Raw genomic sequence first — 12,746 nt, 5'->3', positions numbered from 1 at the left:
CTAGTTCCGCAGCGGCTTGCCGGTCTTGAGCAAGTGGGCCATCCGGGCCTGGGTCTTCTTCTCGCCCAGCAGGCTGAGGAAGGCCTCGCGCTCGAGGTCAAGCATGTACTGCTCCGTCACCCGGGTGCCCGCCGGCACGTTGCCGCCGGTCAGCACATAGGCCAGCTTCCGGGCGATCAGCAGGTCGTGCTCGGTGGCCCAGCCGCCCAGGAACATTCCGTAGGCGCCCATCTCCAGCACCGCCCTGCCATCCGGCCCGGCCACCGGGATCAGGGCCGGCTCGGGCGGCCGGTAACCCGCGGCCTCCATGGCCAGGACGGCCTGCTTGGCCTCGTAGAGCTGGTGGTCCTTGTTCACCACGATCTGGTCGCTCTTCCGCAGGTAGCCCATCTCCTGGGCCTCCCGGGCGGAGGTGGCGACCTTGGCGGTGGCGATGGTCTCGAAGATGCGGTTGACGATGGGCTGCGTGTCCACCTGCACCCCGGCCGGGATCCCCTCCAGGCCGCGGATCAGCATCTCCTTGTTGCCGCCGGCGCCGGGGATGACGCCCACGCCCACCTCGACCAGGCCGATGTACGACTCAGCCGCGGCGACGACCCGGTCGCCGATGGCGCACAGCTCGTAGCCGCCGCCCAGCGTGAGGCCGTACGGGGCCACCACCACGGGCTTGGGCGCGAACTTCAGGGCCATGAAGGCGTTCTGGAACTGCCTGGCCATGATCTCCAGGTCGTCCCACTCTTCGTCCTGGGCCTCCAGCAGCATCATCGCCACGTTGGCGCCCACGCAGAAGTTCTCGGTGCGGGCGCCGATCACCAGGCCGGACCACCGGCCGCTGGCCAGCTCCTCGGCCGCGGCGCGGCACATGTAGATGATATCGTTGCCGATGGCCGACTTGGGCGAATGGGTCTCAAGCAGCAGTACGCCGTCGCCCATGTCCAGCAGGGTGGCACCCTTCTTCTCCCGCACCACCTTGCCGGTCTCCCGCAGCGCGGCGATGTCGATCACCCGGTCGCTGACGGGCACCGGGGCGTACTCGCCCTTGCTGATGAAGAAGCTCTTGCCGGCCTCCCGCCTGTAGAAGCCGCCCTGCTTGGCCGCGGCCTTCACCCAGTCGGGCACGGCGTGCCCCTCGGCCTCCATCCGGGCGATGGACTGCTCGAGGCCGATGGCGTCCCACATTTCGAAGGGGCCGAGCTCCCAGTTGTAGCCCCACTTCATGGCGTTGTCGATGGCGACCACGTCATCCGCGATCTCGCCCACCTTCTCCGCCGCGTAGAGGAGCGTGCGCTTGGTGATGGCCCAGAGGAACTCGCCGGCCTTGTCCTTCGCGAAGACGAGGGAACGGACGCGGCTCCGGAGGTCGGGGTTGGCCTTGGCGGCCTCCAGGGAGGCGAAGCTGGCCTTCTTCCGGGGCCGGTACTCCATCGTCTCCAGGTCGAGGGTGAGGATCTGGTCGCCTTCCTTCTTAAAGAAGCCCTGCTTCGCCTTCTGGCCGATCCAGCCCCGCTGCACCATCGCGCGGATGGAGTCGGGTACCGTGAAGATCGCGGCCTCGGCCGGGTCCGGGATGGTGGCCTTGCAGTTGTCGGCCACGTGGCAGAAGGTGTCGATGCCGACCACGTCCAGCGTGCGGAAGGTGGCCGACTTGGGCCGGCCGATGGCCTTGCCGGTGAGGGCATCCACCTCGTCCGGCGTGAGCCCCAGCCGGTTCATCTCCTCGAGGGTGACCATCATGCCGTAGACGCCGATGCGGTTGCCGATGAAGTTCGGGGTGTCCTTGGCCATCACGACGCCCTTGCCCAGGACCCGCTCGGCGAAGTCGGCCATGAAGGCCACGATCTCCGGGTCGGTGTCGGGCGTGGGGATCAGCTCCAGCAGCTTCATGTAGCGGGGCGGGTTGAAGAAGTGGGTGCCCAGGAAGTGGCGGCGGAATGACTCGGGCGTGCCCTCGACCATCGCCTTGATCGAGATGCCCGAGGTGTTGGAGGAGACGATGATCCCGGGGCGGTGGAACTCGGCGACCCGCCGCCAGAGGTCCTGCTTGATCTTCAGGTTCTCGATGACGGCCTCGACCACCCAGTCGCACTCGGCCACCCGGGGCAGGTCGTCCTCCAGGTTGCCGGGGGTGATGAGCCGCAGGACGTCCTTGGAGTACAGCGGCGAGGGCTTCAGCTTCTGCAGCGTCTGCAGGGCGTTGGTGGCGAGGCGGTTGCGTACTTCCTTGGACTCGAGGGTCAGCCCCCTCGCCGCCTCCTCGGGTGTGACCTCCCTCGGGACGATGTCGAGCAGCAGCGTGGGAATGCCCACGTTGGCCAGGTGCGCCGCGATCTGCGCCCCCATCACGCCGGCCCCCAGCACAGCTGCCTTCCGGATCGCGTTGGGCACGAGTCTCTCCCTCCTTGCAGTTCCATCCAATCGGTGGCCTTCGCACTGTTCGGGCCGTGCACTGACCACGGCATCAGGCGCTCAGGGCCGCTCCACTCAGACTCCCCAGGCCGGCTGTAAGCACCGGTTGACCTGGGCAGCGGGGGCGAAGGCGCATTCAGGCCGCAAGTTCAAGCTCCGCAGGCAGACGGCGCGAGCGCAGCGGAGCGAGCACGCCAGTCTGCCGAGGAGCAATACCGCTGAATGGGCGGCCTGGGCGCCGAGCCCCGCTGCCCGGGAGGTCCCTGGGCGCCGAGCCCTGCTGCACAAGCGCTACCCGAGCAGCGCCTTGAACTCCCTGGTCAGCAGCGGCACGACCTCGAACAGGTCGCCGACGATGCCGTAGTCGGCCACCTTGAAGATCGGCGCCTCCGGATCCTTGTTGATGGCCACGATCACCTTCGAGGCGCTCATGCCCGCCAGGTGCTGAATCGCCCCGGAGATGCCGCAGGCGATGTAGAGGTCGGGGGTGACGGTCTTGCCCGTCTGGCCGATCTGCAGGGCGTAGTCGCAGAACCCGGCGTCGGCGGCGGCCCGGCTGGCGCCCACTGCGGCTCCCAGCACCTCGGCGAGTTCGTACAGCGGCTTGAACCCTTCGGCCGACTTGACGCCGCGGCCGCCGGCCACCACGATTTTGGCGGCGGTGAGGTCCACGCCCGTGGCGGCCTGCCGCACGACTTCCTTGACCACCGTGCGCAGGTCGACGGGGGCAGCCTCAGACTGGACCACGTCGCCGCTGCGGCCGGCGTCGGCCTCAAGGGCGGCCACGTTGTTGGGCCGGATGGTGGCGACGATGAGACCTTCGGTGACGATCTGGGTGACGTAGGCCTTGCCGGCGTAGATCGGCCGGGTAAAGACCACCTGGCCGCCCTCCAGCTTGACGGCGATGGCGTCGCTGATCATGCCGGCGGCGTTGCGCATGGCGAACCGGGGGAGCAGGTCGCGGCCGATGCCGGTGTGCCCCATCAGCACCACGTCGGCCTTCTCGGCCAGGTAGACCTGCTGCAGCGCAGACAGCCAGCCGTCGGGGGTGTACTCCTTCAGGTGCTCGCCCTTGACCAGGACCACCCGGTCTGCACCCCGCGCGATGAGCTCGGAGCCGTCCACATCCGCCTGCGACAGCAGCACAGCCGTGACGCTGCCGCCCTCGGCGATGGCCCGGCCGGCGGCGATGCACTCGAACGACACAGGGCGGAGCTGCCCGTTGCGAACCTCTGCGACCACCAGGATGTTGCGTGCCATATTCCTCGCGCCCTCCCCTATACAACCTTGGCTTCGCTGCGGAGCAGGTTGACCAGCTCGCGGGCCTGCTCCTCCGCCGTTCCGCCCAGCATCCGGTTCCGCCGGTTCTGCGTGGCCTGGTAGACGGAGGTGATCGCCGTCTTCGGGGCGACGTCCACCCCCAGGTCTGCGGCGGTCAGGCGGGCGATCTGCTTCCGCTTGGCCTTCATGATGCCGGGGACCGACGGGTAGCGGGGCTCGTTCAGGCCCTGCTGGGCGGTGATCAACGCCGGCAGCGACACGGTGACCACCTCGGTGTCGCCCTCGGCGTCCCGGTGCACCGTCGCCGTGCCGCCGGCGACCTCCAGCTTGAGCGCGGCCGCCACGTGCGGCATGCCCAGCAGCTCGGCGACCCGCAGCGCCGTCTGCCCTGCGCCGGTGTCCACGGACACGTTGCCGGCCAGGAGCAGGTCGAAGCTCTTGCCCTTCGCCCAGGCGGCGAGCAGGTTTGCCACCACGAACTCGTCGGCGTTCTCGGGCGGCGTGATGGCCACGGCCTCGTCGGCGCCCATGGCCAGGGCCCGGCGCAGGGCCTCGTCGACCCGGTCGCCGCCGACGGAGATCACGGTGACGGTGCCGCCGTGAGCCTCGCGGATCTTGAGCGCCTCCTCCACCGCGTACTCGTCGTAGGGGTTGATCACCAGCGTGACGTCGTCGTCGACCACCCGGCCGTCCTTGACGGTTACCTTGGCCTCGGTGTCAAAGGTCTGCTTGAGGAGCACCAGGATTTCCATGTGCGCCACTACCTCCTTCTCGGTCTTCCATAACGCCGTGTGCGATCAGCCTGTAGGTGGGTTCTGCAAGCGCTTCGAGGTCAAACTTGAACCCCGACAGGACCCATGCGGTGACGGTCTGGTCGAGGGTGCCATAGATGAGGTTGCGGATCTGCTTGGCCGGCACGTTGCGGGTGAAGAGGCCCGCAGCCTGGCCCTCGGCAATCACCTGATCGACCACGGCAAACCAGCCCTTCATCAGGCCGCTGATCCGCTGCTGCACCCGGGTGTCCGCCTGCCGCATCTCGATCTGCGTGACGGCGGCCAGGTCGGGCCGGCTCCCCAGCGAGCGGAAGTGCTGGGCGATCACCCGGCGCAGCTTCTCCCGGGGATCGCTCACCCCCGCGATGGCCTCCTGCTGCTCGCGGATCAGGAGCTGCAGCCGCTCGCGGAAGAGGCAGACCAGCAGATCGGGCTTGTTCTCGAAGTAGAGGTAGACCGTTCCCGCCGCCACGCCGGCCTCGGCCGCGATGCGCGAGATCTGCGCACTGTGGTAGCCCTGACGGGCAATCACCTGCTGAGCGGCGTCCAGGATGGCGATGTACTTGTCGCCGCTCCGCTGAGCCACTTAGCCTACCTCCTTCCGGCCCTGCTCTTCCTCGAGCAGAACCCGGCGCAGGACCTTGCCCACGATGGACTTGGGCAGCTCCTCCCGGAACTCGATGATCCGAGGGATCTTGTACGCCGCCAGGTGCTGACGGCAGAACTCCATGATCTCCGCGGGGTCGAGGGTGTAGCCCTCCCTCGGCACGATGTACGCCTTGACCGTCTCGCCGCGGTACTCGTGGGGCACGCCGACCACCGCGGCCTCCTTGATGCCCCGGTGCAGGTAGAGCACCTCTTCCACCTCGCGCGGGTAGATGTTGAACCCGCCGGCGATGATCAGGTCCTTCTTCCGGTCGGCGATGTAGAAGTAGCCCTCTTCGTCCATCCGGGCCATGTCGCCGGTGTGGAGCCAGCCGTCCCGCAGGGCCTCCGCGGTCGCCTCGGGCTGGTTCCAGTACCCCTTCATCACCTGGGGGCCCCGGATGAGCAGTTCACCCACCTCGCCCACGGGCACGTCCTCGCCGGTCTCCGGGTCGACGATCCGGCACTCGGTCTCCGGCCAGGGCAGGCCGATGGAGCCCTCCTTGCGCCGGCCCCAGATCGGGTTGGCGTGGGTGACCGGCGAGGCTTCGGTCAGACCGTAGCCCTCCACCAGCCGGCCGCCCGTCAGGCGCTCGAAGGTGGTCTGCACCTCCACCGGCAGCGGCGCGGCGCCCGAGATGCAGGCTTCGATGGAGTCCAGCCGGTACCGCTGCACGTCGGGCAGGTGGTTGATGCCCACGTACATCGTGGGGGCGCCGGGGAAGATGGACGGGCGGTACCTCTGGATCAGCTTCAGCGCCTCGCGCGGCTCAAACTTGGGCTGCAGGACCATCGTGCCGCCCATGCGGATGGTGAAGTTCATCAGCGTGGTCATGCCGTAGACGTGGAAGAAGGGCAGCGCGGCAAGGGTGACGAGCTCCGGGCCCCGCTTGGCCCGGTAGAGCCACGCCTCGGTCTGCATGACGTTGGCGACCAGGTTGCGGTGGGTCAGCATACAGCCCTTGGGGAGGCCGGTGGTTGCGCCCGTGTACTGGAGCAGCGCCAGGTCCTCGGCCGGCGTGACGGGCACCGGCGCGGTGATGGGCGGCGCAGCCACCAGGGCGGACCAGGGCATGACGCCCTTGCGGTAGGCGATGCGCGGCGGCTTGAGCTTCAGCGGGGCAATCCAGCGCACCGGCGCCGGCATGTAGTCCTGCAGGCCGGTGTAGATCACCTGCTCCAGCGCCAGCTGGCTCACCTTCGGGTAGGCGAGGTCGATGGCGATCATCACCCGCGCACCGCTGTCGCCCACCTGGTGCTTCAGCTCGCGGGGCATGTAGAGCGGGTTGACCTGCACCACCACCGCCCCGGCCATCAGCGCCCCGTAGTAGGCGATCACCGCCTGCGGGCAGTTGGGCAGCATGATGGCCACGCGGTCGCCCTTCTTGACGCCGAGGTTGATGAGCCCGCCGGCCACGCGGCGCGCCTGTTCGTACAGCTGTCGGTAGCTGAGCCGGGCCCCGTAGAACACCGTTGCAGTCGCATCGCCATACCGTTCGGCGGACTGCCGCAGAAAGTCGTACAGGGCCACGTCCTCAATGGTGAGTGTGGGAGACACCTCCTCGGGGTAGGCCCTCAACCACGGTCTGGCTGCGTATCCTTGCGACACATCCTCCCCTCCCCCTAGTCAGTCCGGAGCGCTTCCCCGCCGTTCTCTGAATGAATGGCCATTCATTCGGCCCATTGTATTCTGAATGTAACACTCTAACTCCTCCTTTCTGACTAGGCTTGCTAATAGTTATTTTGTTCACGACCGCGCTTCTCGCCGGTGGCCCCGCAGACAGCAAACGGCCAGCATCCCGCAGGATGCTGGCCGTGCTGGACTTCTCTCAGGAACTTTGAATTAAGGGGTTGGGACAGACGGCGGTACAGTCGCGGCACCCCATGCACAGCGACAGATCCAGCCGCCACCGGGGGCGCTCGTAGGCGAGCGCCGACGTGGGGCAGGCCTCAACGCACCTCAGGCAGAGGTGGCACGGGCGTATCTCTTCATCTGTATTTCGGGACGAAGGCGGACGGGCGGCCGCCATCAGGGTCCCGAACGGGTTTAGTCCGCGCACGTCGGTCACCCCCCGGGTGGTCCTGTGCTCAGCGTAACACACCGCGTCCACAGGTAACCATGGGCGAAAGACCCCTTGATGGCATTAGGGCAATCGCCCGGTGGACCACCGGACCGACGACGCGCGTCCGCCTTTCTGCCCCCTGTCTGGAACCGATGGCGTGCTGCTTGCCCGAACTGATCCACAATGGACCGGGTGTGCGAAATGGCACGAAGGGGTAATACCGGTAGCGCTGCCATGGTTCCAAAGTATCATTCACAATAAACCCAACGACGGATGGTGAGTTGCGCAGGTCCGGTGTTACAGTGTGGCTGTAAGGAGTTTGTAACACTCCTGCACCTCGCTCGCACATATCGGTCGAATTTCTATCATCGGCTCTTGTGTATCGCTATTTTTAGGAGGAGATCGCATGACGGAGTTCTTCAAGGGCCCCAAGGGTAGCTGGATCTGGCTCGTGATCCGTCTGTACGTCGGTTACCAGTGGCTGCACGCCGGCTGGGGCAAGCTCACGGGCGGCTTCGACGCCTCGGGCTTCATCAAGGGCGCCATCGCCAAGTCGGTTCCCGCCTCCGAGGGTGCGAAGCCGGTCGTGCAGGCCTGGTGGGGCGCCTTCCTCGAGAACTTCGCCCTTCCCAACATCGGCCTGTTCAACTTCCTCGTCCCCATCGGCGAGTTCCTGGTGGGCCTGGCGCTGATCCTGGGCTTCGCCACCATCTTCGCCGCCACCATGGGCATGGTGATGAACTTCTCCTTCCTCATGAGCGGCACGATCAGCAGCAACCCGAACCTGCTCGCCCTCGAGTTCGTCCTGATCGCCCTGGGCGGCGCCTACGCCGGCTACCTCGGCGTCGACTACTGGTTCCGGCCTGCGTTCCGCTCGGCCATCGCCCGCCTGACCGGCGGCGAGGGGGCCACGGCCAAGGCATCAGCCTAGCCGCAGCCACAAGCGCATATCCAGCAAGAACAGCCAGCACGCCGGTGCTGGCTGTATCTTTATGCGTTTGCTTCGGTCCGGTCCGCTACCCCATGATGAGGGTCATGATCGCCTTCTGGGCGTGCAACCTGTTCTCGGCCTCGTCGAAGACGGCCGACTGCGGCCCGTCGATGACCTCGGCGGCCACCTCCTCGCCGCGGTGGGCGGGCAGGCAGTGCATGAAGATGGCGTCCGGCGCGGCCAGGCGCATCAGGCTCTCCGTGACCTGATACCCGCGGAACGCGGCCCTCCGCTGCTCCGCCTCATGCTCCTGGCCCATGCTGACCCACACGTCGGTGTAGACCACGTGCGCCCCCCTCACGGCCTCCGCCGGATCGGTCAGCACCTCCACGAGCCCGCCGTGGCGCTCGGCCGTCTCCTGCGCCCGGGCCACCCGGCCCGGATCCGGCTTGTAGCCCTCCGGGCTCGCCACGGTGACGTGCATGCCGAACTTGGCGCCGCCGTCCATCAGGCTGTGGGCCATGTTGTTGCCGTCGCCCACGTAGGCGAGCTTGATCCCCTCCAGCGTGCCGAACCGCTCCTGGATGGTCAGCAGGTCGGCCATCACCTGGCAGGGGTGCTCCTCGTCGGTGAGGCCGTTGATCACCGGCACGGTCGCCCACCGGGCCAGTTCGACCACGTCCTGGTGGGCAAAGGTGCGGATCATGATGCCGTCGAGGAAGCGGCTCATCACCCGCGCGGTGTCGGCGATGGACTCGCCCCGCGAGAGCTGCAGGTCTTCGGCCGAGAGGAAGAGGCCCCTGCCGCCCAGTTGCTGGATGCCCACCTCGAATGAGAGGCGTGTGCGCGTGGAGGGCTTGGCGAAGTACATGCCGAGCTGCTTGCCCTTGAGCGGCTCGTCCTGGATGCCCTCCTTCAGGCGAGCCTTCTGCCACTGCGCCAGCGACAGCACCTCTTCCAGCTCATCCCGGCTCCAGTCGTGGAGCGAGATGAAGTCCCGCCCCTTCAGGGCCATCACCTTCACGCGCCGCACCTCCCCACCCTCGGTGAAGAAGAGTGTAGCGCATATCTATGCAGTTTGCAAGCATAAAGATGCAAACCGTCCGGCCTTCCCCGGCCTAGTGCTGCCCCCACGGGCCGCGGACCGTCTTGCCGTACACCACCCGCCTGGGGCCGCCGCGGGGACCGGGCCGCCGGATGCGCCGTATGCGCTCGTACTCCAGCCAGAAGAGCACGGCCGCGGGTACGGCGGAGACGAGGAACAGCGCGGCGTCGGAGAAGGCCAGCCCCAGCAGGCGCCGGCCCAGGTCCAGCCCGATGTGCACGCCCGCCACCAGCCAGGCGGACTGCGTCTGCAGGAAGAGCAGGCTCAGCAGAAGGGAGAGGGCCACAGCCCCCAGCCCGTCGATGGAAGGGTGGGGGATATCCACGAGGAACATCTGCCCGATCACGGGGGCGAACACGCCCCAGACGACCGGGCCGGCCAGCGTCAGGAGCAGGGCTTCCCGGCCGGAGAGGTCCTGGGCGAATCGGGAGGCGAGGATGCCGCGGAAGATAAGCTCAGTGCCGAACAGCGCCACGGCGGCCAGGGCCGCCTGGAGCAGCGGCACAGGCGCCAGGTCCGGCTGGGGCACGCGCCCCCAGTTGGCGATCAGGAAACCCGCCCCGGCGAGCGCCAGCCCCCCGGCCAGGCCGGGAAGCAGCCAGAACCGCGCCGCGGGCGTCTGGCGCAGACCTGCGTTGTCGGACTTCCACCCCCACCGCCAGTCCACGTAGGTGAGCGCGCCCCAGATGGGCACGACGGCGCGGCTGACGGCCAGCGCCCACTGGGCGACGCCCGGCGCCACCCAGGGCAGGAGGCCGAAGAGGATCGCCACCCGGTCGGCCAGGCCCTGGAGGAACGCCAGCAGCAGCAGGAAGCCGACAACCGTCCACACCGAGGACCAGAATCGGCTGACGGGCATCGGTAATCGCCTCCTTACTGTTCACAAGTATAGCCTGTATCGCCCGGCGCTGCACAGCCTCTCCGCCAGGCGGTGGAACCGGAACCCAACCCGCCGGCAGTTCGTCCGATATGTGCCACGACCCCCGGCCGAATCGTGGTAGCCGCCCACGAAGGGAGTAGTCTCGGTGTCGTCAACCTGGAAGTACGCTATTGTCTATCTGCTCGTCCTTCAGTTCGCACTGGGCCTGCTCGTGCCCGACTCATGGACGTACCACTACCGGATTCCGTACGAGGCGTTCAAGGAGGGGCCGCACACGCTCGACCTGGCGCTTGACCAGATCGAGGGGGAGATCCGGCGCGAGGGGCTCACGGACTACGTGATCCTGCTGGGCGACTCCGTGATGTACAGCGGCCCCGGCGGCCCGGAGCAGTCCATCGGCTACTACATGGAGCAGCTCGCCCAGGCCGAGGGCCGGCCCCTGCGGGTCTTCAACCTGGCCCAGCCCGCGATGCAGGTCGGCGACGTTTACATCGTCCTGGACAAGCTCCGCCGGCGGGGCATCGCCACGGACCGGCTGGTGATCAACCTCGTCTACGCCGGCTTCGTCAACCGGGAGGGCGGCGCCCCGATCGTCTACTGGCTGGGCGACGACCTGCAGCGGGTGGATCCCGAGGCGTGGAGCCGCTACCGCACCAGCATCATCGAGAACCCGCAGGCCACGGTCAGCCGCACGCCCGTGGAGCGCCTGAACGCCGGTCTGCGCCGGCTCGTCCCGCTGCTGGCCTACCAGCCCGTGTTGAAGGAGCGGCTCTTCCGGGTGGCGGGCTCCGTGAAGGAGGTCTACGATACCCGCCCGTGGACGGACAAGCCCGGCCTGCCGGAGCTGATGAAGCAGTACATGTACCAGCGCAGCTTCAGCCCGGAGCCCTTCGACATGACGGCCGCCAACCCGCAGGTCGATTTCCTGCAGCGGATCCTGGCGAAGACGGCCGACCATCCCCCGCTCATCTTCCTGAGCCCCACCAACCAGGTCCTGATGGCGGAGAACACCGCACACCCGGGCTACCAGGCCAACCTGCGGGCCGTGGACGCCTGGTTCGAGGGGAAGCCCGCCGTCTACCGCAACTGGGAGAGCGCCCTGCCCGACGGGCTCTTCACGGACCAGGTGCACCTCACGCCGGAGGGGTACAAGGTCCTGGCTGGCATGATCCTGCAGACCCTCGAGGAGGTGGGCGCGCTTGCTGTTTCACAGTCCTGAGTTTGTCCTGACCATGCTGGCCGCACTGCTGCTGTACTGGCTGTTTCCCCGGACGCGCATCCCCGTGCTGGCGGTGGCCAACATCGTCTTCTACGCCGCCTCGGGATGGCAGTACCTCCTGCTGTTCCTCGCGATGTCGGCCCTCACCTACTGGCTCTCCCGCGCGATCGCCCGGGGCGTTCGCCCCCGGCTCCTGCTGGTGGCCGGCGTCGTGGCCAACCTGCTCAACCTGGGCATCTTCAAGTACACCGCCTTCGCCGTCAGCAACCTGGAACGGCTCCTGCACCTGGGCCTCGATCCCCGCCTGTTCCAGCTGGTGCTCCCGGTGGGCATCAGCTTCTACACCTTCCAGCTGCTCGCCTACCTCGTGGACGTCTACCGGGGGCAGGTGCCGCCGGCCCGCAGCCTCGTGGAGTTCTGGGTCTTCATCGCCTTCTTCGGCCAGCTGATCGCCGGGCCGATCATGCGGGCGGAGGACTTCCTGCCCCAGGTGGAAAACCAGGACCGGATCCGGTTTCAGCCCCGCGAGTTCAAGCTGGGCGCCTTCCTCTTCACCATCGGCCTCCTGAAGAAGGTGCTCCTGGCCGACCAGGTGGCGCCGCTGGCCGACTCCCTCTTCGCACAGGCGAGCTACCTGGGTGCGCTCGAGTCGTGGATCGCCGCCTACCTTTTCGCCTTCCAGATCTACTTCGACTTCTCCGCCTACAGCGACATGGCGCTGGGGGTGGGCCACCTCTTCGGCCTGACCCTCACGCCCAACTTCGACACCCCCTACCTGGCCGGGAACCCGCCGGAGTTCTGGCGCCGGTGGCACATCACCCTCTCCCGCTGGATCCGGGACTACATCTATATCCCCCTCGGGGGCTCCCGCCGCGGGGAGTGGCGGGCCGCAGCCGCCCTGCTGACCGCCATGGGCCTCTCCGGACTGTGGCACGGCGCCGCCTGGACCTTCGTGCTCTGGGGCCTCTACCACGGCCTGCTGTCGGTTGGCCATCGCCTCTGGCGGCGCTTCGTCCTCACCCGATTCCGCTGGCCCCTGCCCGACCGGGCAGTGCGCTGGGCCTCGGTCTTCCTGATGTTCCAGGCGACGACGGTGGGCTGGGTGTTCTTCCGGGCCGAGGGGGCGCGGATCGCCCTGCACATGGTGCGCCAGATGCTGACGCTGGCCGACCTGCACTTCACCCGGATCAATGCCCTCTACCTCGGCCTGATCGTCTTCCTGGCGCTGCTTCACGTGGCCGAGTTCTGGTTCCGGCACCGGCAGGCCGAGATCTACGACCTCTGGACCCGAATGGTGCCCAGCCCGGTGCGGGCCCTGGCCTACACCGCGGTGGTGGTGCTGATCGCCATCGTCTCCGCGCCGAGGCAGGCCGCCTTCATCTACTTCCGCTTCTAGACGGGGGCGGGCGCAGGCGCGGAGGCGCGCGTGTATAAACTCTCCTC

The 12,746-nt window shown here is 67.7% G+C and carries 11 protein-coding genes; 3 read left to right on the top strand and 8 right to left on the bottom strand.

Annotation, left to right across the window (positions count from 1 at the left end; genetic code table 11):
* The 6 genes from J2Z79_RS01780 to J2Z79_RS19240 form a co-directional block, all read right to left on the bottom strand.
* Positions 1 to 2,385, bottom strand: coding sequence for a 3-hydroxyacyl-CoA dehydrogenase/enoyl-CoA hydratase family protein (locus J2Z79_RS01780; protein ID WP_209465137.1), 2,385 nt, complete (start codon positions 2,383 to 2,385; stop codon positions 1 to 3).
* Positions 2,386 to 2,697: 312 nt separating this feature from the next.
* Positions 2,698 to 3,666, bottom strand: a complete 969-nt coding sequence (locus tag J2Z79_RS01775) for an electron transfer flavoprotein subunit alpha/FixB family protein (RefSeq protein ID WP_209465136.1) — start codon at positions 3,664 to 3,666, stop codon at positions 2,698 to 2,700.
* Between the two features lie 17 nt (positions 3,667 to 3,683).
* Positions 3,684 to 4,439 (bottom strand): electron transfer flavoprotein subunit beta/FixA family protein, encoded by a 756-nt coding sequence (locus tag J2Z79_RS01770; protein ID WP_209465135.1) that lies wholly within the window; start codon positions 4,437 to 4,439, stop codon positions 3,684 to 3,686.
* Positions 4,405 to 5,046: a fatty acid metabolism transcriptional regulator FadR gene (locus J2Z79_RS01765; RefSeq protein WP_209465134.1), complete on the bottom strand. Its 642-nt coding sequence runs from the start codon at positions 5,044 to 5,046 to the stop codon at positions 4,405 to 4,407. Before J2Z79_RS01765 ends, J2Z79_RS01770 begins: the two co-directional genes overlap by 35 nt.
* On the bottom strand, positions 5,047 to 6,714 hold the full coding sequence (locus tag J2Z79_RS01760; RefSeq protein WP_209465133.1) for a long-chain-fatty-acid--CoA ligase: 1,668 nt from the start codon (positions 6,712 to 6,714) through the stop codon (positions 5,047 to 5,049).
* Positions 6,715 to 6,934: 220 nt separating this feature from the next.
* Positions 6,935 to 7,135 (bottom strand): 4Fe-4S binding protein, encoded by a 201-nt coding sequence (locus tag J2Z79_RS19240; protein WP_374711305.1) that lies wholly within the window; start codon positions 7,133 to 7,135, stop codon positions 6,935 to 6,937.
* Between the two features lie 439 nt (positions 7,136 to 7,574).
* Here J2Z79_RS19240 and J2Z79_RS01750 point away from each other — a divergent pair, with 439 nt between their 5' ends.
* Positions 7,575 to 8,099, top strand: coding sequence for a DoxX family membrane protein (locus J2Z79_RS01750; RefSeq protein WP_209465131.1), 525 nt, complete (start codon positions 7,575 to 7,577; stop codon positions 8,097 to 8,099).
* Between the two features lie 85 nt (positions 8,100 to 8,184).
* Here the strand turns inward: J2Z79_RS01750 and argF are convergent, their stop codons facing one another.
* Complete coding sequence (gene argF / locus J2Z79_RS01745) at positions 8,185 to 9,114, bottom strand: ornithine carbamoyltransferase (RefSeq protein WP_209465266.1); 930 nt, start codon at positions 9,112 to 9,114, stop codon at positions 8,185 to 8,187.
* A gap of 103 nt (positions 9,115 to 9,217) precedes the next feature.
* Entirely contained in the window at positions 9,218 to 10,063 is an 846-nt protein-coding gene (locus tag J2Z79_RS01740) for a CPBP family glutamic-type intramembrane protease (protein ID WP_209465130.1), read from the bottom strand.
* Between the two features lie 166 nt (positions 10,064 to 10,229).
* Between J2Z79_RS01740 and J2Z79_RS01735 the strand changes: the two genes are divergently transcribed.
* Together J2Z79_RS01735 and J2Z79_RS01730 are read left to right on the top strand one after the other, a co-directional pair.
* Positions 10,230 to 11,303, top strand: a complete 1,074-nt coding sequence (locus tag J2Z79_RS01735) for an SGNH/GDSL hydrolase family protein (RefSeq protein WP_209465129.1) — start codon at positions 10,230 to 10,232, stop codon at positions 11,301 to 11,303.
* Entirely contained in the window at positions 11,284 to 12,699 is a 1,416-nt protein-coding gene (locus J2Z79_RS01730) for an MBOAT family O-acyltransferase (protein ID WP_209465128.1), read from the top strand. Before J2Z79_RS01735 ends, J2Z79_RS01730 begins: the two co-directional genes overlap by 20 nt.
* The last annotated feature ends 47 nt before the right edge of the window (positions 12,700 to 12,746 follow it).

The sequence above is a fragment of the Symbiobacterium terraclitae genome (assembly GCF_017874315.1).
Lineage (GTDB): Bacteria > Bacillota > Sulfobacillia > Symbiobacteriales > Symbiobacteriaceae > Symbiobacterium > Symbiobacterium terraclitae.
The sequence above is the reverse complement of the archived record's forward strand: the minus strand, read 5'-3'. Positions and strand labels throughout refer to the sequence as shown.

Excerpts from the sequence above, each read along its gene's own strand:
- J2Z79_RS01775 (WP_209465136.1), bottom strand. The coding sequence starts at position 3,666 with ATGGCACGCAACATCCTGGTGGTCGCAGAGGTTCGCAACGGGCAGCTC.
- J2Z79_RS01770 (WP_209465135.1), bottom strand. The coding sequence starts at position 4,439 with ATGGAAATCCTGGTGCTCCTCAAGCAGACCTTTGACACCGAGGCCAAG.
- J2Z79_RS19240 (WP_374711305.1), bottom strand. The coding sequence starts at position 7,135 with ATGGCGGCCGCCCGTCCGCCTTCGTCCCGAAATACAGATGAAGAGATA.
- J2Z79_RS01750 (WP_209465131.1), top strand. The coding sequence starts at position 7,575 with ATGACGGAGTTCTTCAAGGGCCCCAAGGGTAGCTGGATCTGGCTCGTG.
- argF (WP_209465266.1), bottom strand. The coding sequence starts at position 9,114 with ATGGCCCTGAAGGGGCGGGACTTCATCTCGCTCCACGACTGGAGCCGG.
- J2Z79_RS01740 (WP_209465130.1), bottom strand. The coding sequence starts at position 10,063 with ATGCCCGTCAGCCGATTCTGGTCCTCGGTGTGGACGGTTGTCGGCTTC.